Source organism: Xylophilus sp., assembly GCA_009914555.1.
GTDB lineage: Bacteria > Pseudomonadota > Gammaproteobacteria > Burkholderiales > Burkholderiaceae_C > WNDY01.
In genome coordinates this window covers 26,648-51,330 of the sequence record WNDY01000010.1, presented here as the reverse complement: position 1 = coordinate 51,330, position 24,683 = coordinate 26,648, and the positions used below count along the sequence as shown (strand labels likewise).

Genomic DNA, 24,683 nt, shown 5'->3' with positions numbered 1-24,683 from the left:
CCCCGGGGAGGAGGGGGCTGTGGCGGGCGGCTGGCGCCCGCTGCGGGGCTATACCCCCTTGGACTCAGTGCCAGAGCTTGGTCAGGGTGGCGAACAGGCCCACGGCGACGAACATGGTGCCGATGGTCCATTTGATGAGTTCGGCCTGGGTCTGTGCGAGCCTGGCTTCGAGGCTGCCGCGCAATTCCTGGAGGTCGCCGCGCACTTCCTGGAGATCGCCGCGCGTGGCCAGTTGCTGCGCATGCAGGTTGTAGCGCCGGTCGATCTCCCGGTTGAGGGATTCGACCACCGCCTTCGCATCCGTTTCGGACACGCCGGCCTTGATGAACGCGTTGTAGATCTCGAGCTCCATGGTTCGCACATGGTACCGGCGTCCGCGCCGCGGCGCTACTTCGCGGCCGCCGCCTCGAACTGCGCCACCGTCACGCCCGCGGCATCGGTCAGGTCCAGCCGCCGGCCCTGGATGCGCCAGCCGGCCACGCGCTCCAGCGCCTGGAGGAAGGCGTTCTCCTGCTCCATGCCCTGCGGACAGGCCAGCCGCGTCGCGGCGATCGGCGGAAAGCGCAGCGCGGCGCCGTTGCGCTCGTAGCTGCCGAGCAGGCGGTTGCAGCCGCCGGAGCCCGACAGGCGCGCATCCTTGGCATGCAGCACGAGGTGGGCCTCGCGCTGGCCGTTGGTCGGCACGGCCACCGGCTGGCCGCCGAGCGTCACCAGCCGCCAGGTCGTGTCTTCGAGCGGCGCGCCGGTGGCGGCGATCTGCTCGGCGCGCTCGGCCTCCTGCAGGGAGGTGAAGGCGTTGGCCCGCTCCAGCGTGTAGTTGAGGTTGCTGGCGATCGCATGGCCCTCGCGGTCCAGCGCGGTCAGCAGCGAGCCGGTGGCGTCCATGCGGAACAGGCGGCGCTGGTCGCCGCTGCCCACGGTCAGCGTGGCGCCGTCGCCCGACAGCCGCCAGGCGCCGCGCTCCACCCGGGGCCGGCCGCCCTTGGCGCCGAGATAGCGCAGCCGCAGCTCGTAGCGGCCGTGGTCGGTCGCATACGGCGGCGTGCGCTCGGGCAGCAGGTTGAGGTGGTGCACGATGCCCGGGCAGTCGGCGCAGGGCAGGGTGCCGGTGAAGCTGGCCGGCAGCGGCAGCGTGGGCTGCGCTGCCGGCTGCGGCGCCTGCTGGGCCGAGGCCGGCAGCAGCCAGGCGCCCAGCGCCATCGCCACCCCCGGCAGCGCAAAGCGGCGGCGGCTGGGCATCGGCTCAGCTGAGGATGAGGGAGCTGAGGCGGCGCCGGTAGGTCGCCACCACCGGGTCCTGCGGCGGGATCTGGCCCTCGGCCACCTTGGGCGCCGGCGGCTCGATGAGTTCGAGGATGGCGATGTAGGTCTTGCGGGCGAGGTCGTCGTTCCAGGTGCGGTCGCGCATGAGGATTTCCAGCAGCTCGTCGAGCGCCGCGGTCCACTGCTGCTGCACGACGAGCAGCTGCGCGCGGCCGAAGCGGGCGTCGAAGTCGCGCTTGTTGGCGGCGATCTTCGCGTCGTACGCGCCGATGTCCGGCTGCGCCTGGGCCGCGTCGAAGGCGGCGATCCAGCGCTGGAGCGCATCGATGCGGCGCAGCGAGGCGGTCACGGTGCCGGCGGCTTCGGCCTGCGCCTTGGCGGCAAACGGCTCGAACGCGAGGCGGGCCTCGTCGAGGTAGCCCAGCTGCAGCAGCAGCTTGACGTAGTCGCAGCGCACGTCGTCGTTGGCCGGGTCGGTGGCCACGGCATGCTGGAGGCGTTCCAGCGCGCCTTCGACGTCGCCGTCGGCCAGCGCGTCGAGCGCGGCTTCTTCCTCGGCCACCGCCTCGGTCTCGGCGGCGCTGGGCACGTGCTTGTCGAGGAACTCGCGCACCTTGCCCTCGGGCAGGGCGCCGGCGAAGCCGTCGACCGGCTGGCCGTTCTTGAGCAGGATCACCGTCGGGATGCTGCGGATGCCGAAGGCCGCGGCCAGTTGCTGCTCGGTGTCGGAGTCGATCTTCACGAGCTTGCAGCGGCCCTCGTAGGCCGTCTCCAGCTTTTCCAGGATCGGGCCGAGCGTCTTGCACGGGCCGCACCACGGCGCCCAGAAGTCCACGAGCACGGGCACGGTCTGCGAGGCGGCGATGACCTCGGCTTCGAAATTCTCTACGGTGACGTCGATCGACATGGTGTGTGTGGCGCGAATGTGTCTGCGGGAAGAAGGGGTGAAGGCCGAACCGTAAAATCCGCGGTTACCCAACCGACGACAACTATGACAGCCATCCCCATCGGCGTGGTCATGGGCTCCAGCAGCGACTGGGAGACCATGCAGCATGCAGTGCAGATTCTGCAGCAATTCGGCATCCCCCACGAGGCGCGTGTCGTCTCGGCGCACCGCATGCCCGACGACATGTTCGCTTATGCCGAAGCCGCCGAGGGGCGGGGCCTGAAGGCCATCATCGCCGGCGCCGGCGGCGCGGCCCACCTGCCGGGCATGCTCGCGGCCAAGACCACGGTGCCGGTGCTCGGCGTGCCGGTGGCCAGCCGCCATCTCCAGGGCGTCGATTCGCTGCACAGCATCGTGCAGATGCCCAAGGGCGTTCCGGTGGCGACCTTCGCCATCGGCGCGGCCGGGGCGGCCAACGCGGCGCTGTTCGCCGTGGCCCTGCTCGCCAACGAAGACGCGCGCCTGCGCACCCAGCTGCAGACCTGGCGCGCACAGCAGACCGAACTCGCCCGCGGCATGGCGCTGCCGCCCGCGGCATGAGCGCCGCCCGGCCGCCCGAAGGCGCTCGCACCGCAGCCGCTGGCGGAGGTGTCGCAGTGAACCTTGCACCGATCCTTCCCGGCGGCACGCTCGGCGTGCTCGGCGGCGGCCAGCTGGGCCGCATGTTCGTGCACGCGGCCCAGCGCCTGGGCTACTTCACTGCGGTGCTCGATCCGGACGCGGCCAGCCCCGCAGGCCGCGTGAGCCACCACCACATCCAGACCCCGTACCTCGACGCGCAGGGGCTCGAACGTCTCGCGGCCACGGCCGACGCGATCACCACCGAATTCGAGAACGTGCCGGCCGCCGCGCTGGAGGCACTGGCCGCGCACCGCCCGGTCGCGCCCGCGGCGGCCGCCGTCGCCATCGCCCAGGACCGCGCCCGCGAGAAGGCGCACTTCGCCTCGGTCGGCGTGGCCTGCGCGCCGCATGCGGTGATCGAGACGGCCGAGGACCTGGCCGCCGTCTCCGACGACCTGCTGCCGGGCATCCTCAAGACCGCGCGCCTGGGCTACGACGGCAAGGGCCAGGAGCGCGTGACCAACCGGGCCGAGCTGGTCGACGCCTGGGGCCGGCTGGGCCAGGTCGGCTGCGTGCTCGAGAAGCTGCTGCCGCTGTCGTTCGAATGCTCGGTCATCGTGGCCCGCGGCGCCGACGGCAACGTCGTGCACTTCGCGCCGCAGCGCAACCTGCACCGCCACGGCATCCTGGCCGTCACCGAGGCCAACGACAGCATCCTCCCGACGGTATTGGCCCGGCGCGCCGTTGCCGCGGCCACTGCGATAGCCAACGGCCCGGAGTATGTGGGCGTGCTGTGCGTGGAGTTCTTCGTGCTGCACGACGGCGTGCTCGTGGTCAACGAGATCGCGCCGCGCCCGCACAACAGCGGCCACTACACGATCGACGCCTGCGACGTCTCGCAGTTCGAGCTGCAGGTGCGCACCCTGGCCGGCCTGCCGCTCGTCGCGCCGCGCCAGCACAGCCCCTCGGTCATGCTCAACCTGCTGGGCGACCTGTGGTTCGACCCGGCCGACGGCCACGAGCGCACGCCCGCATGGGACGCGGTGCTGGCCCTGCCGGGCGCGCACCTGCACCTCTACGGCAAAGAGGATGCCAAGCCCGGCCGCAAGATGGGCCACCTGACCTTCACCGGTCCGACGGTCGGCGCCGTGCGCACCACCGCCCTGCAGGCCGCAACCCTGCTGGGTATCGAGCCCTTCTGACCATGATCCTCGACGGCACCCGTCCGGACGCCATCGCCGAAGCCGCCCGCGCCCTGCGCGCCGGCGAACTGCTGGGCCTGCCGACCGAAACGGTCTACGGCCTCGCGGCCGATGCCGGCAGCGAGGCGGCCGTCGGCAGGATCTTCACCGCCAAGGGGCGGCCTGCGGACCATCCGCTGATCGTCCACGTGCCCGACGCGCACGGCATCGACGCCTTCGCGCGCGACGTGCCGGCCTTCGCCCGCGCGCTCGCCGCCGCCTTCTGGCCCGGCCCGCTCACGCTGATCCTGCCGCGCCGCGAGGGCGTGGCCGCAGCGGCGGCGGCCGGGCAGGACTCGGTCGGCCTGCGCTGCCCGTCGCACCCGGTCGCCCAGGCCGTGCTGCGCGCCGCCGCTGCGCCCGGCGCCGGCGGCGCGCCGGTGCGGGGCGTGGCCGCGCCCAGCGCCAACCGCTTCGGCCGCGTGAGCCCGACCACGGCGCAGCACGTGGCCGGCGAGTTCGGCGACGCGCTGCTGGTGCTCGACGGCGGCGCCTGCGACGTGGGCATCGAATCCACCATCGTCGACTGCACCCGCGGCGCGCCGGTGCTGCTGCGCCCCGGCGCCGTCACCCGTGAATCGATCGAGGCCGCGGCCGGCCAGCCGCTGCGCGACCGGGACAGCCTGGGCGCGCCCGACCCGCGCGCCTCGGGCACGCTCGAATCGCACTACGCGCCCACGGCCCGGGTGCGGCTCATGGACGCCAAGGCCCTGCAGACCGCGCTCGACGTGCTGGGCGCCGATGCGGCCCACCTCGCGGTCTATGCCCGCGCGCCGCTCAGGCAGCATTCCTCGCGCGTGGTCGTGCGCCGCATGCCCGAGGACGCGGCGGCCACGGCGCAGCAGCTCTTCGCTGCGCTGCGCGGCTTCGACGACGAGGGCGTCAAGCTCATCTGGGTGGAGACGCCGCCCGACACGCCCGAGTGGGAGGGCGTGCGGGACCGCCTGCGCAGGGCCGCGGCCTGAGCGCTTCTGGTGACACGGGGGTTACATCGCGCCGTTAAACTCGCCGATTCCGTTCGTTCCATCACCCGGAGAACCCCCAACAATGGCAAACGTCAATCGCACGCGCCGCAGCCTGCTGGCCGCCGCGGGCGCCTCGGTCTCGGCAGCCGTGCTGTCGGCCTGCGGCTCGAGCACCGTCGAATCGGCTATCACGCCTTCGCGTTTCATCTCGTTCGGCGACGGCTTCAGCGACGTCGGCCAGAGCGGCACGCGCTACACCGTCAACGACGACACCGTCAACATCTGGGCCCAGGAGGTCGCGTCGAGCTACGGCGGCACGCTGACGGCGGTGTCGGCCGGCGGCTACGGCTATGCCGTGGCCCATGCCCGCGTGACCAACACGACCAACGCCATCGGCACGGCCAACGCGGGGTCGATCACCACCCAGATCGATACCTTCCTCGCATCGAACACGCCCACGTCGAACGACCTGTACCTCGTGGAGGGCGGCTACGGCGACATCGTGGCCGAGTATGCGAGCTACGCGGCCGGCACCACGACGCAGGCGCAGGCGCAGACCAACCTGGCCACCGCGGGTACTGAACTGGCCGCGCAGGTCAAGCGCCTCATCACGGCCGGCGCCAAATACGTGCTGGTCACCGGCGTATACGACCTCAGCGTGTCGCCGTGGGCCGAGAGCCTGTCGCTGACCAGCCTGTTCTCCAGCCTGTCGAGCAGCTTCAACAACGCGCTGCTGGTGGCCCTGAACGACCTGACCGGCACCAACGTGCTGTACGTGGACGCGGCCTACTACTTCAACCTCTTCCACAACTCCGGCTCCAGCTACGGCTTCTCCGACGTGGACACGCCGGTCTGCATCTCGACCGATGCGGGCTCCGGCATCGGCGCGGGCGAAGTCAACTCCGGCCTGTGCACGACCAGCACGCTGATCAGCGGCGTGACCGACTACTCGGTCTACCTCTTCGCCGACAAGCTCTACCCGACGCCGTCGGCCCACCGCCAGTACGGCGTCTACGTCTACGACCGCCTGCGCGCGCGCTGGTGAGCGGCGCAGACACGGTTTCCGTCCGGCCATGACTGGGGTATGCGCCCCGCGCACTGGCAGTTCGGGCATATAGGGGGCATACCCCCCGCCACCAGGGCGGGGCTAGGTCAGAGGCGCCGGCCGCTGCGCGCGTCGAACCAGTGCAGCGCGCCCGGCTGCGGAGCGAGCCGCACCGTCTCGCCCGGGCGCAGCGCGCTGCGCCCGCGCAGCAGCGCCACCAGCGTCTCGCCGCCCGCGGTGCGCGCGAGCAGCTGCGCGTCGGCGCCGGTCTGCTCCACCGCGACCACCTCGGCCGCGATGCCGCCCTCGTATGCGAGCGACAGATGCTCGGGCCGCACGCCGAGCGTCGCCGCGCCGGGCGGCAGCGCGCCGGCGAGCGGCAGCCGCAGCCCGCCCGCGCTCTCGAATGCCGCCCCGTCGATGCGGCCAGGCAGGAGGTTCATCGCCGGCGCGCCGATGAACTGCGCGACGAAGCTGTTGGCCGGCCGGTCGTAGAGATCGAGCGGCGCGCCGGCCTGCTCCACACGCCCGGCGCGCAGCACGACGATGCGGTCGGCCAGCGTCATCGCCTCGACCTGGTCGTGCGTCACGTAGACCATGGTCGCGCCCAGGCGCCGGTGCAGCGCGCGGATCTCCTGGCGCACCGCGCCGCGCAGCTGCGCGTCGAGGTTGGAGAGCGGCTCGTCGAACAAAAAGACCGCCGGGTCGCGCACGATCGCGCGGCCCATCGCCACGCGCTGGCGCTGCCCGCCGGAGAGCGCGCCCGGCAGCCGCGCGAGCAGCGTCTCCAGCCCGAGGATCTCCGCGGCCGCGGCCACCTTGCGGTCGATCTCGGCGCGCGGCACCCGGGCGAGTTCGAGCGCGAAGCCCATGTTCTGCGCCACCGTCATCTGCGGATAGAGCGCGTAGCTCTGGAACACCATGGCCACGTCGCGCGCCTTCGGCGGCAGGCCGCCCACGTCGCGCCCGCCGATGCGGATCGTGCCGGCGCTCGCGTCGTCGAGCCCCGCGATGAGCCGCAGCAGCGTGGACTTGCCGCAGCCCGAGGGGCCGACCAGCGTGACGAATTCGCCGTCGGCGACCGCGAGGTCGATGCCGTGCAGGATCGTGGCCGCGCCGTGGCGCTTGCTGAGGCCGGTGAGTTCGAGGGTCGCCATCGCAGGATCAGGATCGGACCACGCGAAAGCCGATGTTGGCCGTCGCGCTGTCGGGCGTGTTGGAGGACCGCGCCGCGACGCGGTAGCGGTTGCAGTAGCTCGCGTGGCAGAGGAAGGAGCCGCCGCGCATCGCGCGCGCATCGTCCCGGGGCGCGAAGCGGTCGGCGCACCATTCCCAGACGTTGCCGGCCACGTCGAAGAGACCGTAGCCGTTGGGCGGATAGGCGCCCACCGGCGAGGTGCCCGCAAAACCGTCCTCGCCGGTGTCGTACTCGGGAAAGCGGCCCTGCCACGTATTGCACATCCAGCGCCCGCCGGGCGTGAAATCGTCGCCCCAGGCGTAGCGCTGCTGCACGAGGCCGCCGCGCGCGGCGTATTCCCATTCGGCCTCGGTCGGCAGCCGCGCGCCGGCCCAGGCGCAGAACGCCTGCGCGTCGTGCCACGACACCTGCACGACCGGATGGTCGGCGCGCGCCGCAAGGTCCGAGCCCGGCCCTTCGGGATGGCGCCAGCAGGCGCCGTCCACCAGTGCCCACCACGGCGTGCCGGCCACGCGGCCCGCGCCGAGCGCGGCCCGGCGCGCGGGCGGCAGGTGGCCGAGGAAGACGAAGGCGCTGCCCCAGCGCTCGGCCTCGGTCGTGTAGCCGGCCGCGTCGGCGAAGCGGGCGAACTGCGCGTTCGTGATTGGGTGCGCGGCGATCGAAAACGGCGCGACCTCCACCGCGCGCACCGGCCCCTCGCCGTCGCCGGGAAAGCCCTCGGCATCGTCCGTGCCCATGAGGAAGCGCCCGCCCGGCAGGTCGATGAACGGCCCGGCCGCATCCGTGCCGCCGCGCGATGCGGGCAGCGCCGGCGCGGGCTGGGCGGCGGCCGTGCGCCGCGCGGCGCAGCAGGGGCGCTCTCCGCCCGTCATCCCTTCACCGCCCCGGCCATGAGGCCCGCGACCAGCCGGCGCTGGAACACGAAGACGAGGCCCAGCACCGGCAGCGTGACGATCACCGCCGCGGCCATGATCGTGCCCCAGGGCACCTGGAAGTCGGCCACGCCCGCGATCATCGCGATCGCCACCGTGGCCGTGCGCTCGGGCTCGCGGCTGGTGAAGCTCAGCGCGAACAGGAACTCGTTCCAGGTCGCCACGAAGGCCATGAGCCCGGTGGTCACCAGCGCCGGCCGCAGCAGCGGCAAGTAGATGCGCCGCACGATGGTGGCGTAGCCCGCGCCGTCGATGCGCGCGGCGTCCTCCAGTTCCTGCGGCACAGCGCGCAGGTAGGCCGTGAGCGTCCAGACGGTGAAGGGCAGCGTGAACAGCGTGTAGCTGAACGCGAGCCAGGTCAGCGACCACGGCCGCGTCCATGCGATGCCGAACTGGTCCTGAAGGAACTCGCGTGCCGCGATGAACATCTGGTAGAGCCCCGAGAGCACCGCGACCTGCGGGAACATCGAGACCGCGAGGATCGCCAGCAGCAGCGCGCGCCGGCCGCGGAACTCCACCCGCCCCAGCGCCCAGGCCGCGAAGACGCCGGCGGCGAGCGATATACCCACGACAGTAATCGCCAGCAGTGCAGAATTGGCGATGTTCGCCGGGAAATACTCCCGCAAGAAAAGCGCGCGGTAGTTGCCGAGCGTGGCCGCCTTCGGCAGCAGCGCAGGCTCGAACAGCGCGGTGCCCGTTTGCAGCGAGGTGACCACCGCGTAGTGGAACGGAAACACCATCCACAGCACGACGACCGCGAGCCAGAGGGCGAACGCGATGCGCTTCATCGCCCACCCTCCGCGCGGTCGATCACGCGCGTGACGCGGATCCAGGCGATGGCGATGCCGCCAACCACGGCGAACAGCAGCACCGAGGCGGCCGAGCCCTCGCCGAAGCGGCCGTACTCGAACAGCAGCCGGCGCGCGTACACCGACATCGACGCCACGTCCTCGCCGGCGGGGTTGACGATGTAGATCAGGTCGAACACGCGCAGCGCGTCGAGCAGGCGGAACACCACGGCCACCGCCACGGCCGGGAAGATCGTTGGCAGCACCACGCGCCGCAGCGCCTGCCAGGGCGTGGCGCCGTCGATGCGCGCGGCGTCGCGCAGTTCGCCGGGCACGGTCTGCAGGGCCGCGAGCAGCATCAGCGCCATGAAGGGTGTGGACTTCCAGGCGTCGATCACCACGATAGCCGCGAGCGCGGTCGAGGGCTGGGCGAGCCAGGGGATGCCGTCCTCGATCGCGCCCAGGCCGCGCAGCATCCAGTTCACGATGCCGTACTGGTCGTGCAGCATCCAGCCCCACATCTGTGCCGAGACGATGGTCGGCAGCGCCCAGGGCACGAGCACCGCGGTGCGCACCAGCGCCCGGCCGGGGAAGGGCCGGTCCAGGCTCAGCGCCACGGCCATGCCGACCACGAGTTCGAGCGCCACCGAGGCCACGGCGAAGACCACCGTGTTGCGCACCGCCTGCCACCAGCGCGCGTCGCCGAGCACGCCGCCATAGACTCCACCGCCGCAGCGGCCGCCGATGCAGGACAGGTAGTTGGCCAGGCCGACGAAGGCCGCGCGGGAAGGATCGTCCGCGCTCGCGTCGGTCAGGCTCAGCCACACGGTGCGCGCCAGCGGCAGCGCGGCCGCGAGCAGCAGCAGCGCGCAGGCCGGCAGCGCGAAGCGCCACGCGGCGCGCACCCGTTGGGCATGCAGCGGCCGCCGCGCGTTCACCAGCCCGCTCCCCGCACGCGCTCCAGCCGGCGCTGGAGCTTTTCCACGGCCCCGGCGGCGTCGTCGCGGCCTTCGAGCACGCGGTGCACGGCCGATTGGAACTCCGCGCTCACCTCCGGGTAGCGCCGTCCGGTCGGCGCCGCCGGGCGCGCGACCAGCGTGGGCAGCGCGGCTTTCAGCGCCGGCAGCAGCGGCGCGGCGCGCGCGAGGTCGGCATCGTCATACAGCGCCGCATAGGTCGGCGGCAGGCTGCGCGCGGCCGACAGGCGCTGCGCCTCCTCGCTGGAGAGGAAGACCGCGAGCGCGGCGGCCGCGTCGCGCTGCGGCGAGTGCTTCGACACCACGTAGCCCCAGCCGCCGAGCGTCGCGGCCGGCTGGCCGCCGTCGCCCGCGGGCAGCGGCGCGATGCCGGTGCGCCCGGCCACGGCGCTGCCGGCCTCGCCGTCGAGCAGCGCCCAGGCCGCGGGCCAGTGGCGCATGAAGGCCGCGTTGCCGGTCTGGAACACGCCGCGCGCGTCGTCCTCCTTGTAGCCGAGCACGCCGCGCGGCGCGATCGCGCCGACCCAGCCGGCCGCGCGCGCGAGCGCCCGTGCGGCGCGCGGGTTGCCGATGCTGATGCGGCCATCGTCCTCCACGATGCGCCCGCCACCGCTCGATGCCACCCATTCGAGCGCGTTGGCCGCGAGCCCTTCGTAGACCGCGCCCTGGAACACGTAGCCCCAGAAGCCGCGCCGGCCGGCCGCGCGCTCGCCCTGCTGGATCAGGCGGGCGGTGTCGGTGAGTTCCGCCCAGGTGCGCGGCACCGGGCGGCCGTACTTCTCCAGCAGGTCGCGCCGGTAGAAAAGCTGCGGCACGCCCACGGTGTAGGGCAGGCCCAGCAGCGCGCCGCCGCGCCCGCGCCAGGCGGCCACGACCTGCGGCAGCATGCGTTCGTGCTGCTGCGTGTAGGGCCGCAGGTGCACGAGGTGGGCCTGCAGCTGGCCGGCCCACTGGCTGTCGAACTTGTAGACGTCGATCTCGCGGTTCTTCGACGCGAGCCAGGTGCGGTACTGCACGAACACGTCGCCGCTCGCGTTGGTGAGCTTGACGACCTCGACCGTGTGGCCGGTGCGCTGCTGCCAGAGCACGAGCTGCTGCTGGAGCACGGACAGCTGGGAGTCCGACGGCGCGGCGATGCGCAGGTGGGCGGCGTGGGCATGCAGGGCCATCGAAAGCAGCGCGGCGCAGGCAAGGCGCGGCATTGCTCCCTCGTCCAGAGGGAGAGGGAGGAAGACCGCAAGGCCGCGCCAGGGCATGGCTCAGTCTCCCTCGGGCCGCACCGAGGTGCGCGGCACCACGTGGATCTGCGCCGGCGGCTGCCAGTCCGGGTCGAGCAGCGGGTCGCCGGTCTGCTCCATCCAGTCGGCCAGCCGCGCGCGCAGGTCGGCCAGCACCTGCGCATGGTCGGGCCGCGCGGCGAGGTTCACATGTTCGCCCGGGTCGAGCACCAGGTCGTGCAGGCTCTCGGTCTCGGGCAGCCAGCGCCGCCAGCCGTGCTCGATGAACAGCGTCTTGGCCGCGCCCGCGTCCACGTTGGCGAGCACCCGCAGGTCGCTGCCGTCGAAGCGGCGGATGTAGCGCCAGCGCGGCGTGCGGATGCTGCGCATCGGCTCGGCCGCGGCATGGCAGGTGACCTCGGCGAACAGCGCCTCGTGCAGCGCATCGGCCGAGCCGTCCACCAGCGGCACAAGGCTCCGGCCGCGCAGCCAGGGCGGGCGCGGCAGGCCCGCGAGCGCGCAGACCGTCGGGAAGATGTCGAGCTGCGAGACCATCGCGTCCACCACCTTGCCGCCGGTGAAGCCGCCGGGGCCGCGCACCAGCAGCATCACGCCGGTGCCGGCATCGCCCACGGTGCACTTGGCGCCGGGCCAGGGCAGGCCGTGGTCGGTGGTGAGGACGACGAGCGTGTCGTCGGCGGCACCGGTCTCGCGCAGCGCGTCGAGCACCGCGCCGAAGGCCGCGTCGGCCGCGCGCGCCATGCGGCGCAGGCCGGCCACCTCGGCGCGGATCGCGGGCGTGTCGGGCATGCCGGGCGGCGGCGCGAGGTAGCGCGGGTCGTCTGCGGGCTCGCCGGGGTCGGGCGGCGGGTAGGGGCGGTGCGTCTCGTGCAGGCCGACCGACAGGAAGAACGACCGGCTGCGGTCGCGCTCGCGCAGCCAGCGCACGGCCGCCGGCGCCACGTCGGCCGCACGGGTGGAGGCCACCGGCGGCACATCGTGGTAGCCGAGCGCGGCCAGCCCCTCGGGTGGCGCGACATGCTGCTCGCCGACGAGCACGCACTGCCAGCCGGCATCGCCGAGCACGTTGGCCAAGTGCTGCGAGGCGTCGTTCAGGCGGCTGCCGCGGTGGGCCAGGCCGATCATGCCGTTCTCGTGCGGCCAGTTGCCGTGCAGCAGCGCCGCGCGGCTCGGGCTGCACACGGGCGCGGCCGAGAACGCCTGGCGGAACAGCACGCCCTCGCGCGCGAGCTGCGCGATGCGGGGCGTGGGCATGGCAAAGCCGTAGGGTGCGACGTGGCGGCCGGTGTCGTGGGTATGGAGGTAGAGGAAATTCATGCGGTCCGGAAATCGTAAGCGGCCGCGCCGTCGCAGCGACGGCGCGGCCGCTTGGGCGGGCGGCGTCAGAAGAAGTATTTCAGCGTCGCCTGCGCCGCGCGGCCGAACAGCGCGCGGCCGATGATCGCGCTGCTCGTGGCCGAGCCGGAGATGCGCGGGTTGCCCTCGGTCAGCGCCAGTTCGTTGGTCAGGTTGGTGCCGGTGAGCTGGAACTCCCAGTTGCCGCGGTTGAAGCGCACGCCGGCGTCGAGCGTGTCGTAGGAGGGCAGGCGCTGGAGGTTCTGGATGTCCGAGAAGCGCGTGCCCACGTGCGTCCAGGCGCCGAACAGCGTGACCGTCACGCCGTTGTCGAGCGCGAAGCGGTAGCTCGGCGCGAGGCGGAACTGGAAGGTCGGCTGGCGCTGGATGCGGTTGCCGTTCTTGATGTCGGCGTCGGTGCTCGACTGGATGTCGCGGTACTCGCCGTGGAACAGCGTGCCGCTGGCGCGCAGCTCCAGGCCGCGCAGCGGGCGCACCGCGCCTTCGAGCTCCAGGCCGTAGACGCGCGAGCTGGCCACGGCCGTGACGTTGGTGATCGCGCTGGTCGCCGGGTCCACCACCTGCTGGGTGTAGGTCTGGCCCTTGAAGTCGTTGGCAAAGAGGGTGGCGAAGGCGTCCCACGCGGGGCGGATCGTCTTGGCGCCGAGCTCGTACTGGCGCACCGCCTGCGTCACCGTCGTGCCGCCGCTCAGCTCGTCGAAGTGCGGAAAGCGGTAGCCGCCGTTGAGCCGCGCGAACACGGCGGTGTCGCTCGCCAGCAGGTAATTGGTGCCCAGCGTGTAGGAGGTCCTGCTGCCGCTGTAGCGCACGTCGCGCGTGGCGCCGGTCAGGTAGGTTCCGCTGTTGTCGTAGAGCGTGAGCGGGTTGCCGTCGAAGTCGGCCGTGTCCGTGAGGCCCACGGTGCCGCGCGCGCGGTAGTGCTCGAAGCGCAGGCCGCCGTCCACGCGCCAGCGCGGGTCGAGCTGCCATTCGTCGGCCGCGAAGACGGCGGCGTTGTCGGCGCGCCAGTCGTTGCGCGTCTGGCTGGTGGTCGCGCTCACCAGGCCATTGGTGCTGGCGGCCACGCCGTTGTCCAGCGCCACGTCGATGCGCCGCGCGTTCGGCTCGGCCGCGAGCAGCACGGTGCTGCCCTGGAGCCAGTAGTCGTTGACCGTGTAGTGGGCCAGGTAGCTGCCGAGCGTGACCGTGTGCGCGCCGAAGGTGCGGCTCACGCGCAGGTCGTTGGTGAGGGACTCGATGTCCTTGTCGATGGACCACAGGCCCGCGGCGATCACCTGCTGGTTCGGGTCGGTGATGGTCTGGCCGGTGGTCACCCAGCGCGCCGTGCCCGCCGTGGCCACCCGGCCGGCCGCCGCGACCGTGGCGGCGCTCGCGTTGGCCGCGCTCACGCGCCCGGCGATGTAGCTCGACAGCGTCTGCGGCGCAGCGCTCGTGAACAGGCCGCGCACGTCGGCCGAGCCCTTGAGGTAGTGGGCCCGGTCGCTGATCTGCCAGCCGCCGCGGTTGAGGTCGAGCGACAGGCCCAGCTGCGTCAGGTCGATCGTGCGCCCGTCGGAGAAGTCGGCCGACGTCGTGGCGCCGCCCGGGCCGGTCAGCAGGTTGGCATAGCGCGTCTCGTTGCCGATCAGCGTGTCCTTGCGCTGGTCGAAGCCGGGGAACGTGGTGACGCTGCCGTCGGCGTTGGCCACGAGCGGCGCGCCCGAGAAGAAGGCGTTGCTGTCGTGCACCTTGCGCGCCGAGAAGGTGATCGCGTCGCCGCCGCCGAGTTTGCGGGTGAGCGTGCCGCTGATCTGGCCGCCCTCGTCGGCGGTGAACTGGGTGTTGCGCACACCGTCGCTGGTGCGCCAGAAGCCGCCGACGGTGGCATAGGTGTCCTCGGCGATCCGGCCGCCCCAGAAGCCGTCCACGCGCTTCAAGCCGCCGGTGCCGGCGGTCACGCTCAGGCTGCCCTCGGGCGTGTCGCCGCCCTTCTTCTGGATGAAGTTGGCGGTGATGCCGGGCTGGCCGTTGGAGAAGATCGGGCTCGGGCCGCCGCGCAGCACCTCCACGCGCTCGACCGTGTCGTCGAGGCGGAACAGGCTAAAGCCTTCGAGGAACGACAGCGTCGGCGGCGCGAAGATGGTCGCGCCGTCGATCTGCACCGTGGCGAAGGCGCCGCCGCCGTTCTGCGGAAAGCCGCGCACCCCGATGTGCAGGCCGGCCACGCCGCCGCTGGACTCCACGAAGATGCCGGGCACGCTGCGCAGTACGTCGGCCGAAGACAGCGGCGTCTGCTTCGCGATCTCGTCGTCGCCGATGGTGCTGACAGAGAAGCCCGTCTCCAGCGTCTTCACGCCGCTGGCGCGCGCGGTGCCGGTCACGACGATGGAGCCGAGCTGGGCCGGGGCTTCGTCCTCGGCCGCCCGGGCGGCGCCAGCTGCCAGGACAATGGAGGCCGCCACGGCGGCAGCCAGCGCGCTACGCCGGTGCGGGCGGACGCAAGAGAAAGGAGGGTGGGCCATGGACCGCGAGCCTTTTCTGAAGGTTTGGAATGCAGGGGCAGACGAGAAAGCGCTATTTGCCGTAAGAAAACGGATTCAAAGCGCTTTGAATACGATTTTGAGAGGCGACGGTGGAACTTTGTAACGAACGAAAACGGATTTGCTCATGACTTTTTTGGCATCCCGCAGGGCGGCGCGGCCATGTCGCTGAAGCGCATCGCCGAGGAACTCGGCCTGTCGCTCACCACGGTGAGCCGGGCGCTCAACGGCTATCCCGAGGTGGCGGCGGCCACGCGCGAGGCGGTGCGCGAGGCCGCGGCGCGGCTCGACTACCAGCCCAACGCGACCGCGCGCGGGCTCGCGCTGGGCCGCGCCAACGCGGTGGGCTTGGTGTTTCCGGTCACGCCGGGCGACCTCGGCGACAGCCTGTTCCTGGAGGTGGCGGCGGCCATGGGCGGGCGCTTTGCGCGCGAGAACATCGACCTGCTCATCATCTCGGCGCAGCCGGACGCGGAGATGGCGGCCTACGAGCGCGCGATCCGCGCGCGCCGCGTCGATGCCTTCGTCGTCGCCCGCACGCGCGTGGAGGACGCGCGGCTCGCGCTGCTGCAGGAGCGCGGCGTGCCCTTCGTCGCCTACGGCCGCAGCGACGGGTTGCGCACGCCCTACGCATGGTTCGACTTCGACAACGAGCGCGGCGCGCGGCTCGCGGCCGAGCGTCTGCTCGGGCTCGGCCACCGGCGCATCGGCTACCTCGGCGCGCCGCAGGAATACAACTTCGCTGCGCAGCGCTTTGCCGGCTTCGGGGCCGCGCTCAGCGCGGCCGGGCTCGCGCCGGCGGCGGTGCAGCGCGTGGGCCTCGACCGGGCCTCGGGCTTCGCGGCCATGCAGGGGCTGCTCGCGCTCGACGCGCCGCCCACGGCCGTGCTCGTGGACAACCACCTGGCCGGCGTCGGCGCGGTGCATGCGGTGCTGTCGGCCGGCCTCGCGCCGGGGCGCGACGTCTCGCTGATCGTCTACGGCGGCCTCGACGCCGATGCGCTGGTGCCGAGCGCCGTGACCGCGGTGCGTCCGCCGACGCCCGCGGCCACCGGCCTGGCGCTCGCCGAGCTGGTGCTCGGCCGGCTGCGCGGCGAGCCGGTCGAAGGACTGCAGGTGCTGCGCCAGCCGGCGCTGGAGATCGGCGCGAGCGACGGGCCGCCGGCAGCCGGCGCGCGCCGTTGATGTGCCGGTCGGGGCGGGAATTACCCCCTAGTGTACGCTGCTGAAGCGACCAATATAAGCCGGCTTCAGGCGCATACTCTGCATGATGCGCGTGCCGCGCGCTCAGCCCAGCTTCAGGCTGCCGGTGATGTAGCCGACGGAGGCTGCCAGCTTGTTCTTGTAGTTGGCGTTGATGGCGGCATCGACGGCCGTGCCGGCCTTGATGTCCGCCGTCCAGGCGGAGCCGTATTCGCCGGCATGCTGGAAACTGCTGAGGATGTAGGTCCAGCCGTTCAAGTCGTCCACGCCGTGCAGGCCGGTGGACTCGGCGCCGGCCGGCGTGGACAGCACGCGCGCGAGCGACTGGGTGTCGACGTTGTAGGCCCACAGGTAGTTGTTGACGTGCTGGCCGCTGTCCTCGCCGATAAAGAGCGTGCGCAGCTTTTCGGAGAACTTGAGGTTGTCCGGCTGCGAGATCCTGTTCGGGTCGTCGGTGTTGCCGAGCTTGAGCGGATCGTCCGCAGCCTTGATCTGCGCGCCGGCGAGCAGCACGCTGGTCTCGGTGGGCACCCATTCGCTGTCGATGGCCGCACCCGTGTCGTCCTTCTGGCCGCTGCCCAGCTTGTGCGCCAGTACGTAGCCGGCGGTGTTGGCGGCGAAGCCGGCGAGGCTTGCGACCGGCGTGCTGCCGGCCGGCGCGTTCAGCGGCAGCTCCTTGTTGTGGGTGCTGCCCGCGACGAACGACGCCGTGTTGCCCGACACCGCCGAGTAGGCGATCTTGTCCCGGGCGTTGACGGTCGTGCCTTCGAGCTTGTTGAACACCAGGCTGCCGCCCTTGAGCGCGGCGTAGCGGTGGGTTTCGAGGAAGGCGGCGGCCTTCTCCTGGCCGGCCTTGAGCTTGACCCAGGCGCTCTTGCCGTTGAGCTTGATCTCGGTGAACGTGGCGTCGTTCGGGTTCGCCGTGGTCGACGCGAAGATGCCGTTTTCCTTGATGCCGGCGCTGTTGGTGGCGACCGTGGTCAGGGCCGTGTCGTTGACCAGCGCCTTGATCTCGTCGCTGGTGGCCTTGCCGAGCCTGATCCACTGGATCCTGCCGGCGCTGCTCTCGTTGAGCGCCGAGGTGTACTTGGCCACGTAGAGCGTGCCCGAGGACAGGTCGGCCGCCTTGTCGGCGACGCACAGGAACAGGCCGCCGTTGGTCGAATCGTCGCCGCCCAGCACCGTCTTCTGGTCGGGGAACACCTGCACCAGCTCGCGCGAGTAGCGGCCGAGGTTGTAATACTTGCGGAAGCCGGCCGTGCCGTCGGGCTTGACCGTCACCTCGGGCAGGTGGCCGTACCAGTAGGGGCTGGCGTCCGCGTTGCCGAAGGCGTTCTGGCTGAAGGCCTTGAGCGTGGCCAGCGACTGGTTGTCGCCCTGGTCGAAGGCGTCGGGGTGGTATTCCTCGCTCGACAGGTGGGTGCCCCAGGGCGACAGGCTGCCGCCGCACGGGATCCACAGGCCCTTGGCGTCGTTCTGGAAGGTGTCGACGTGGTGGTAGCTCTTGAGCGTGAGCCGGCCGGTGGCGCCGTCCTGGTCGAGCGTCAGCACGGCGATGGGCGAGGGCAGGCGGCCGTAGGCGTTGGAGTTGTACTCGAACTGCACCACGGCATAGACCGTGTTGGCGGGCGCGCCGCTCACGTTGAACAGCGAGGAGCCGTCCACGCAGTCGGAGAAGACCTGGCCCGCGGCGGCCCAGCCGGCCAGGGCCGCGCTCTTGCTGTAGCCGTCCAGCACGGCCGCCGTGCCGTCGGCCGCCTTGATAGTGGTGATGGCGTTGCCCTGGGAATCGAAGTAGCCGCCGCCGACGATCTCGCCGCCGCCGATCCTGGGCACCTTGTCGCCAGTGTTGAAGAAGACCTGGTAGCCCAGGGCGAAGGTCCGGGTGTTGCCGTTGCCGTAGGTGACCTTGAGCGACGACTTGACGGTCGTGGTCGCCACCTCGGCGGGGGTGCTCAGGCTCGGCGCGTCGAAGTGGGCGAACTCGGCCGCGGAGAAGACGGCCGCGCGACCGCCGCGTGCGGCGGGCGAGGCGGCGTGGGCGAGCGTGCCGCCGATCGGCCGCAGCGGGGCGCCGGCGAGTATCTTCAGCGCCTGGCGGCGCGAGGTTTGGGCGTCGTGGGGCATACGGGTTCCCGATGTCGTATGGATCTTGAAACCTGATGACAACCCGTGGGCCGGATTGCCACGGTTGGCCGCGATCCTAGGAACGCCGTATGACGGTTTGGTGACCCCGCACCGTCGCGCGGGGCTTTCGCGGCGCAGCCGCGGCCTACCTGACCCAGCCCAGGTACCTGGCCCGGGCCATCAGTCCGCTGGGTATTGCCTTGCCGCTGCGGACCTTGACGCCGATGGCGTTGGCGAGCTTGTCCCAGCCGATCACCAGGCCCTGCTCGAAGTAACGCACCTCGTTGGCCGTGACATTCCTTCCGAACGGCGCCAGGCCCAGCGGCTCCATGCGGTGCCGATTGATGTGGTTGATGACGCGCTGGCTGGCCGCGAGGAAGGTGTGCTTTTCCTTGATGTACTGGCCGAAGTTGGCTTTCCACCAATCGATATTCGTTCCGAACAGCAGCTTCTCCAGCGTGCTCGAGGGATCGACGGCGTCGTATCCCAGGGCATGCGTGATATTGCCGCTGGAATCGCGGGAGAAGATGAGGTTGCCGAAGTTGGTGACCTCCCAGCTTTCGAACGCGATGCGGTCGTAGTTGCCGATCAGGTTGTCGGCGATGACGACCTGGCCGAGCGTCTGCCAGGCCCTCACGTTGGCCCGCAGCCCGTTCAGAAGGTGCGTGGCCTTGGCCCTGTCGTTCTCGTCCATCGCATAGGGCTTGTCATCGACCGGCTTGTTGCTGCCGGCATAGAACCGGGGATCGAACTTCATCTTCAGGAGCAGGCGGGTGCCCTCCCACGCCTGCCTGGCCGCCCGGGACAGGTTGTCCGGCCTCCCCGAAAAGGTATCGAGGGCGAGGTTTTCCGTGGGTTCCAGAACCTCCATGACGGCGGTCGGACTGACGGTCGTCATGACATAGTTCATCGCATCAATATTGCCGCGGGCAAAGGCGCCGATGTGTTTGCCGGCGGCATTGACGAACTGCTTTTCCTCCTTCACGACCAGCCGGTCGTGCTGGTCGGCCGCATCCTTGCTGGTGAGGGTGACGATCCAGACCGGGCTCGCGCCGTTGCCGCTCGCGTCGTCGATTGACTGGATGTTGCCGGCCACGATCTGCTTGAGCAGCCTGGGCTTGGCGATCGGCACGGGCGGCTTCGGCGCCGTCCGGTGCGCTCCGATGATCGTCGATCCGGGAGCCCGGCGGTGTCCGCCGATGAATGGAGGAGGTGTCATGAAGATTCTCAAGCTCCGTGGAGTGCAGGTTCAAAGGACGGAATGCGCGGCAACTGCCGTGCGGGCGTCCCTGCCGGCGGCGAGAGACCCGATGTCCCTTGGGAACAGGCACGCCGTGCGGTGAACGCTGCACGGCCAGGCTCGGTGATTGCCGTGCCGCGGGCGCGCCACAGCCGCGATGGAACATTGCAGCGTCCGGAGGCCGGAACGGATCCGGCTGGAAAGCGGCGAGACCGGCAACGGACAATGTATCGGCATCTTTCTTGCGGCGATATACCCAGAATAGGGGATCGATGCAGCGCCGCCGCGGCTACTTCGGCCAGAGCGCCCACAACCGCAGGGGCTGCTTGAGCCGCCCGGCGATCTCGCCGGCGTCCGGGCCCCAGCCGGCGAAGTAGTCGGCCCGCACCGCGCCGACGATGGCCGAGCCGGTGTCCTGCGCCAGCACCAGGCGCTGCAGCGACACCTGCGGGCCGCTGGAGGCCAGCCAGACCGGCGTGCCGTAGGGGATGCTGTTGCGGTCCACGGCGATCGAGCGGCCCGGCGTGAGTTCCACGCCCTGGGCGCCGCGCGGGCCCCAGGCCGCGTCGGCCGGGCTGAGCGGCTCCTCGCGGAAGAACACGTAGCGCGGGTTGCTCCACATCAGCTCGTTGACGCGCTGCGGGTTGGCCGCGAGCCACGCGCGAATGCCGGGCCAGGTCGCGTCGCGCACCAGGCCCTGGTCGAGCAGCCAGCGGCCGATGCTGCCGTAGGGCTGGTCGTTGGTGCCGGCATAGGCCAGCCGCACCAGCCGGACGCTGCCATCGGGCTCGGCGATGCGCAGCCGGCCCGAGCCCTGGATGTGCAGCACCATCGCCTCGACCGGGTCGGCCAGCCAGGCGATCTCGCGGCCGCGCAGCGCGGCCTGGGCCTCGGGCAGCGTCTCGATCTGCTGGCGGGTGTACCAGGGCCTGCGCGTGCCCAGGCCGGCCGGCGCGGCATAGAGCGGTACGCTGTAGCCGGTGCCGGGGCGCCGCGCGGCCGGTATCACCGGTTCGTAGTAGGCGGTCAGCAGCCCGTCGGCGCGGCCGTCGGCGGCCTCGATGCGGTAGGGCCGCAGCCGCGCGACCATCCAGGCGCGCTGCTCGGCCGGCTCGGCGATCGACAGGCGGCGCACGTCGCCACAGAGCGCGGCGAAGGCCGGGCCGGGGCGGGCGCAGCTCTTGATCCAGGCGTTCCAGGCCTCGAACAGGTCGTCGTCGGCGAAGCCCGGCAGTTCGCTCCAGTCCACCGGCACCCAGCGGCTGCTGCCTGCGCCCGGCGGCGCTGCGGATGCCGCCGGCGGCGTGGCGGGGGGCGGCGCGTTGGCCGGGGATTCGGGCGGCAGCGGCGGCGGGCTGCTGCAGGCCGCCAGTATTCCTACAATCATTGCGCACACGACGTGCCGCAGGAGACTCTTTCTCGACATGGGCCTGATTCTGCTTGAAGCCTTGCTCGCACTGGCCGTGCTGGCGCTGATCGTTTGGTGGACGATGTTCTCGGGCCGCCGGGGCGGAGAGCTCCCCCGCAGCGAGGACGACGCCCCACCCGGGTGACGCTTTACATTCGGTCGCACTGCGCCGGCCGATCCTTCGAACAATGGCGCCGTCCCTGTTTCGAAGAAAGGAGCATCCATGCCGCTGCAACGCAACAACCACAAGCTCGCTGCCGGTGCGCTGGCCGCGTCCCTGCTCGTCCTCGCCGGCTGCGCCGACCTGAACGACACCCAGCGCCGCACGGCGACCGGCGCCGGCGTGGGCGCGCTGGCGGGTGCCGGCGTCGGCGCGATCGCCGGCGGCCATGCCGGCGAAGGTGCCGTGATCGGCGCCGGCGTGGGCGCCCTGGGCACCTACATCTGGTCGCAGCGCCTGGAGCGCCAGAAGCAGGAACTGGCCCAGGCCACCCGGGGCACCGGCGTGGCCGTGACGCAGACTTCGGACAACCGCCTGAAGCTCGACATCCCGAGCGACATCTCGTTCGACACCAACAGCGCCGCGGTGAAGAGCAACTTCGCGCCGATCCTCGACCGGTTCGCAGCCGGCCTGCGCGACAACCCGAATGCCGAGGTGCGCATCATCGGCCATACCGACAGCACCGGTTCGGCCGCCATCAACGATCCGCTGTCGGTCAACCGCGCCACCAGCGTGCGCGACTACCTGACGGCGCGCGGCATCGGTTTCTCGCGCATCGCGGTGGAAGGCCAGGGCGCGCGCCAGCCGATCGCCAGCAACGACACGGCCGAGGGCCGCGCGCGCAACCGGCGCGTCGAGATCTACGTGGGCGAAAGACAAGGCTAACAACCCCCCGGCGGCTTTGCCGCTCCCCCCTTCTCTCTACGCGCTTCGCGCTCCGGGAAGGGGGGCGACGCCGGCGCTGCGGGGCGGCCCTTGCACGGCGTCTGTTGGCCTGAGCCGCGCCAGGTTCAGGCCTGCCGCAACAGGTTGGCCAGTTCGACGGCCGATTTGACTCGCATCTTGTCGAACACGCGCGCGCGGTGGACCTCGACCGTGCGCACGCTGATGTCGAGCTGGTCGGCGATCAGCTTGTTGGGCAGGCCCTCGACCACCAGGCGCATCACGTCGCGCTCGCGGTCGGTCAACTCGTCCAGGCGCGCCTGCAGGCCGTGGCGCTGCCGCTGGCCGTCGAGCCAGGCCGAGGATTGGGCCAGCGCCTGCTCCACGCGATCGACCAGGGCGTTGTCGGAGAACGGCTTCTCGCAGAAGTCGAAGGCGCCGCGCTTGACCGCGTCTACCGCCGTCGGCACATCCGCATGGCCGATCAGGAAGATGACGGGCAGCGCCTTCTGGTAGCCGCGCTCGACCAGCGTCTCGAACAGCGCCAGACCGCTCACGCCGGGCATGCGCACGTCCAGCAGCAGGCAGCCGGCCTGCGTGGTGACGCCGGGGCGGCTGCGCAGCATCTGCTCGAAGGCCTCGGCGCTGTCGAAGCTCTCGCTGAGAAGGCGGCGCGAGCGCAGCAGCCAGGCCAGCGCCTCGCGCACGCCATCGTCGTCGTCCACGATGTACACGGTGGCGTCGAAGGAGGGTTCCATGCGGTGTCTCTTGCTATACGGAAATGGCCACCTTGGGCCGGTAGGCCGGCAGCGTGAATCGGAATACCGTACCACGCGGCACGTTGGGCACGAACTCGAACAGGCCGCCGTGCTGCTCGACCACCGTGCGGCACAGGCTCAGGCCCAGGCCCATGCCCTCGGCCTTGGTGGTGAAAAAGGGCGTGCCCATGCGGTCGGCCACCTCGGGCGTGATGCCCACGCCGAGGTCGGCCACCGAGAACAGGATCCAGCCGCCGCTGTCGTTCGACGCGGCGCGGGCCGCGGTGATGCGCACCACGCGGTCGCGGACGGACGGATCGTCCATGGCCTGCATGGCGTTGCGCGCCAGGTTGAGCAGCACCTGCTCGACCATGGTGCGGTCGCACACCACCGAGGGCAGGTGGGGCTCGACCTCGGTCAGCAGCCGCATGCCGAGCTTGTGGGCCTGCATGCCGGCCAGCGGCATGATGGCGTCGAGCAGGTCCTGCGCGCGCATGGCCTCGCGCATCGACTCGCGCCGCCGCACGAAGCTGTGCACGCTCTTGATGACCTTGCCCGCGCGGGCGGCCTGCCGGGCGATGCGCTCCAGCGCCATCTGCACGTCGGCCACCACCGTCGGCCCGGGCGCGGCGCCGTCGGGCGGCGCCAGCAGGTTGAGCGAACCGGTGGCGTAGCTCGCGATGGCCGCGAGCGGCTGGTTGAGCTCGTGGCTCAGCAGCGAGGCCATCTCGCCCACGGTGGCCAAGCGGGCCGTGGCCTGCAGCCGCTCCTGGCTGGCGCGGGTGATCTCCTCGGCGCGGCGCTGCTCGCGCAGATCGAGGAAGACGCCCATCCAGCCCGACTGGCGGCCGTGCGCGTCGATCAGCGGCGCCTCGATGACGAGCACCGGAAAGCGCGTGCCGTTCTTGTGCATGAAGACCGATTCGAAGCCCTCGCGCGGCGGCAGCTTGCCGGCGAAGCGGATCGCCTGGCGCTGCTGGTATTCGTCGTGGTGCTCGGGCGGCCAGTAGGGCAGCGGCGAAGCCTGGCCCAGCAGCTCCTCGGGCGCGAAGCCCACGAGCTTGGAGAACGCCGGGTTCACATAGGTGATGCGGCCGTCCAGGCCGCGCGCGCGCAGGCCGGTCACCAGCGAGTCCTCCATCGCCTTGCGGAAGGCCAGCGCGTCGGCCAGGTCGTGCTCGGCCTGGAGGCGCCGGCGCATGTCGCGCGCCAGCAGCACCAGGACCGAAATCAGCGCGATCGACATCGCCGTGACCACCGCGGCCAGCACGTTGGGGAACACCGAGGGCGGGCTGTGCCAGTTCTCGATGCGCAGCACCAGCGTCGTGCCCGGCAGGTCCAGCAACTGCTGCGCGGTGAACATGCGGGTGCCGCGGCGGGCCGAGCCGTGCAGCGCCAGCCGGGTGCCGTCGACCTCAGTGAACGACACCTCCTGGCTGCGCGTGAGGTTCCTGCCGATCAGGTTGGACAGGATCTCGCGCAGCGAATAGGTGGCCACCAGGTAGCCGGTGATGCTGCCGTCGGCGGTGAGCGGCATGCACAGGTCGATCACCTCCACGCCCAGGCCGTCCACGCGCGGCAGGAAGTAGGTGGACGAATAGGCCGGGCCGTTGAAGCGCCGCGCCGTGGCGCAGGCCAGCGTGGTGTCGAAATGCTGGTCTTCGCGGTGCATGCGGTCGAACAGCGGCGGGCGAAACGGTGTGTCCGCATGCTCCTGCAGCGCAAGCCCCGGGCTGCGCCGCTCAATGCGCAGCAGCTCGCGGCGCTCGCGCAGCAACTGGGCCGCGCGCGCGCCCCAGGGGGCGGCGCGGTCGGGCGCCTGCAGCGCCTGCAGGCTCTGCGCATTGAGGGCCAGCGCGCTGCGGATGTCGGTCACGGCCTCGGCGGCGTCGCGCTCGAGCTTGCTCTGCACCTGGCTGGCTTCGTAGCGGCCGGCCAGCCAGACCAGCGTGACCAGCACCGAGACGACCAGTGCCGCCAGCAGAACCCAGAGCGACCAGCGGCGCCAGGCCAGCAGGGCTGCTTGCAGCAGCGG

The 24,683-nt window shown here is 71.6% G+C and carries 22 protein-coding genes; 7 read left to right on the top strand and 15 right to left on the bottom strand.

The window, feature by feature from the left end:
- Nucleotides 1–64: 64 nt before the first annotated feature.
- The 3 genes from GAK38_RS07390 to trxA are packed head-to-tail and all read right to left on the bottom strand — an operon-like array spanning nucleotide 65 to nucleotide 2,170.
- Entirely contained in the window at nucleotides 65–352 is a 288-nt protein-coding gene (locus GAK38_RS07390; RefSeq protein ID WP_325342810.1) for a hypothetical protein, read from the bottom strand.
- A gap of 35 nt (nucleotides 353–387) precedes the next feature.
- Complete coding sequence (locus GAK38_RS07385; protein ID WP_325342808.1) at nucleotides 388–1,239, bottom strand: META domain-containing protein; 852 nt, start codon at nucleotides 1,237–1,239, stop codon at nucleotides 388–390.
- Nucleotides 1,240–1,243: 4 nt separating this feature from the next.
- On the bottom strand, nucleotides 1,244–2,170 hold the full coding sequence (gene trxA, locus GAK38_RS07380; protein ID WP_325342806.1) for a thioredoxin: 927 nt from the start codon (nucleotides 2,168–2,170) through the stop codon (nucleotides 1,244–1,246).
- Between the two features lie 84 nt (nucleotides 2,171–2,254).
- Between trxA and purE the strand changes: the two genes are divergently transcribed.
- The 4 genes from purE (at nucleotide 2,255) to GAK38_RS07360 (ending at nucleotide 6,021) form a co-directional block, all read left to right on the top strand.
- Nucleotides 2,255–2,749: a 5-(carboxyamino)imidazole ribonucleotide mutase gene (gene purE / locus GAK38_RS07375; protein WP_325342804.1), complete on the top strand. Its 495-nt coding sequence runs from the start codon at nucleotides 2,255–2,257 to the stop codon at nucleotides 2,747–2,749.
- 56 nt (nucleotides 2,750–2,805) lie between these two features.
- Nucleotides 2,806–3,972: a 5-(carboxyamino)imidazole ribonucleotide synthase gene (locus GAK38_RS07370; RefSeq protein ID WP_325342802.1), complete on the top strand. Its 1,167-nt coding sequence runs from the start codon at nucleotides 2,806–2,808 to the stop codon at nucleotides 3,970–3,972.
- Between the two features lie 2 nt (nucleotides 3,973–3,974).
- On the top strand, nucleotides 3,975–4,976 hold the full coding sequence (locus tag GAK38_RS07365) for an L-threonylcarbamoyladenylate synthase (RefSeq protein WP_325342800.1): 1,002 nt from the start codon (nucleotides 3,975–3,977) through the stop codon (nucleotides 4,974–4,976).
- An 82-nt stretch (nucleotides 4,977–5,058) separates the two neighbouring features.
- Nucleotides 5,059–6,021, top strand: a complete 963-nt coding sequence (locus GAK38_RS07360; RefSeq protein ID WP_325342798.1) for an SGNH/GDSL hydrolase family protein — start codon at nucleotides 5,059–5,061, stop codon at nucleotides 6,019–6,021.
- Nucleotides 6,022–6,128: 107 nt separating this feature from the next.
- Here the strand turns inward: GAK38_RS07360 and GAK38_RS07355 are convergent, their stop codons facing one another.
- From GAK38_RS07355 to GAK38_RS07325, 7 genes are all read right to left on the bottom strand, one after another.
- On the bottom strand, nucleotides 6,129–7,178 hold the full coding sequence (locus GAK38_RS07355; protein WP_325342796.1) for an ABC transporter ATP-binding protein: 1,050 nt from the start codon (nucleotides 7,176–7,178) through the stop codon (nucleotides 6,129–6,131).
- A gap of 7 nt (nucleotides 7,179–7,185) precedes the next feature.
- Complete coding sequence (locus tag GAK38_RS07350) at nucleotides 7,186–8,091, bottom strand: formylglycine-generating enzyme family protein (protein WP_325342794.1); 906 nt, start codon at nucleotides 8,089–8,091, stop codon at nucleotides 7,186–7,188.
- Nucleotides 8,088–8,939, bottom strand: a complete 852-nt coding sequence (locus GAK38_RS07345) for a carbohydrate ABC transporter permease (RefSeq protein ID WP_325342792.1) — start codon at nucleotides 8,937–8,939, stop codon at nucleotides 8,088–8,090. Before GAK38_RS07345 ends, GAK38_RS07350 begins: the two co-directional genes overlap by 4 nt.
- Nucleotides 8,936–9,877: a carbohydrate ABC transporter permease gene (locus GAK38_RS07340; RefSeq protein WP_325342790.1), complete on the bottom strand. Its 942-nt coding sequence runs from the start codon at nucleotides 9,875–9,877 to the stop codon at nucleotides 8,936–8,938. Before GAK38_RS07340 ends, GAK38_RS07345 begins: the two co-directional genes overlap by 4 nt.
- Entirely contained in the window at nucleotides 9,874–11,118 is a 1,245-nt protein-coding gene (locus tag GAK38_RS07335; protein ID WP_325342788.1) for an ABC transporter substrate-binding protein, read from the bottom strand. Before GAK38_RS07335 ends, GAK38_RS07340 begins: the two co-directional genes overlap by 4 nt.
- A gap of 57 nt (nucleotides 11,119–11,175) precedes the next feature.
- Nucleotides 11,176–12,471, bottom strand: a complete 1,296-nt coding sequence (locus tag GAK38_RS07330; RefSeq protein WP_325342786.1) for a sulfatase family protein — start codon at nucleotides 12,469–12,471, stop codon at nucleotides 11,176–11,178.
- Between the two features lie 65 nt (nucleotides 12,472–12,536).
- Nucleotides 12,537–14,951 carry a TonB-dependent receptor gene (locus GAK38_RS07325; protein WP_325342784.1) on the bottom strand — a complete coding sequence of 805 codons (2,415 nt, stop codon included), beginning with the start codon at nucleotides 14,949–14,951 and terminating at the stop codon, nucleotides 12,537–12,539.
- A 240-nt stretch (nucleotides 14,952–15,191) separates the two neighbouring features.
- Between GAK38_RS07325 and GAK38_RS07320 the strand changes: the two genes are divergently transcribed.
- Entirely contained in the window at nucleotides 15,192–16,214 is a 1,023-nt protein-coding gene (locus GAK38_RS07320) for a substrate-binding domain-containing protein (RefSeq protein WP_325342782.1), read from the top strand.
- 102 nt (nucleotides 16,215–16,316) lie between these two features.
- Here the strand turns inward: GAK38_RS07320 and GAK38_RS07315 are convergent, their stop codons facing one another.
- The 3 genes from GAK38_RS07315 to mltA all read right to left on the bottom strand — a co-directional run bounded on the left by GAK38_RS07315 (nucleotide 16,317) and on the right by mltA (nucleotide 20,986).
- A complete protein-coding gene (locus GAK38_RS07315; RefSeq protein ID WP_325342780.1) occupies nucleotides 16,317–18,359 on the bottom strand; it encodes a PhoX family protein in 2,043 nt (680 codons plus the stop codon).
- Between the two features lie 145 nt (nucleotides 18,360–18,504).
- On the bottom strand, nucleotides 18,505–19,455 hold the full coding sequence (locus tag GAK38_RS07310; protein ID WP_325342778.1) for a hypothetical protein: 951 nt from the start codon (nucleotides 19,453–19,455) through the stop codon (nucleotides 18,505–18,507).
- A gap of 433 nt (nucleotides 19,456–19,888) precedes the next feature.
- Entirely contained in the window at nucleotides 19,889–20,986 is a 1,098-nt protein-coding gene (mltA, locus tag GAK38_RS07305) for a murein transglycosylase A (protein ID WP_325342776.1), read from the bottom strand.
- 37 nt (nucleotides 20,987–21,023) lie between these two features.
- Here mltA and GAK38_RS07300 point away from each other — a divergent pair, with 37 nt between their 5' ends.
- Together GAK38_RS07300 and GAK38_RS07295 are read left to right on the top strand one after the other, a co-directional pair.
- Entirely contained in the window at nucleotides 21,024–21,152 is a 129-nt protein-coding gene (locus GAK38_RS07300; protein WP_325342774.1) for a hypothetical protein, read from the top strand.
- Between the two features lie 78 nt (nucleotides 21,153–21,230).
- Nucleotides 21,231–21,893 carry an OmpA family protein gene (locus tag GAK38_RS07295; protein ID WP_325342772.1) on the top strand — a complete coding sequence of 221 codons (663 nt, stop codon included), beginning with the start codon at nucleotides 21,231–21,233 and terminating at the stop codon, nucleotides 21,891–21,893.
- Between the two features lie 125 nt (nucleotides 21,894–22,018).
- Here the strand turns inward: GAK38_RS07295 and GAK38_RS07290 are convergent, their stop codons facing one another.
- Complete coding sequence (locus GAK38_RS07290) at nucleotides 22,019–22,648, bottom strand: response regulator transcription factor (RefSeq protein ID WP_325342770.1); 630 nt, start codon at nucleotides 22,646–22,648, stop codon at nucleotides 22,019–22,021.
- A gap of 13 nt (nucleotides 22,649–22,661) precedes the next feature.
- Nucleotides 22,662–24,680 (bottom strand): two-component system sensor histidine kinase NtrB, encoded by a 2,019-nt coding sequence (locus GAK38_RS07285; protein ID WP_325342884.1) that lies wholly within the window; start codon nucleotides 24,678–24,680, stop codon nucleotides 22,662–22,664.
- Nucleotides 24,681–24,683: the final 3 nt, after the last annotated feature.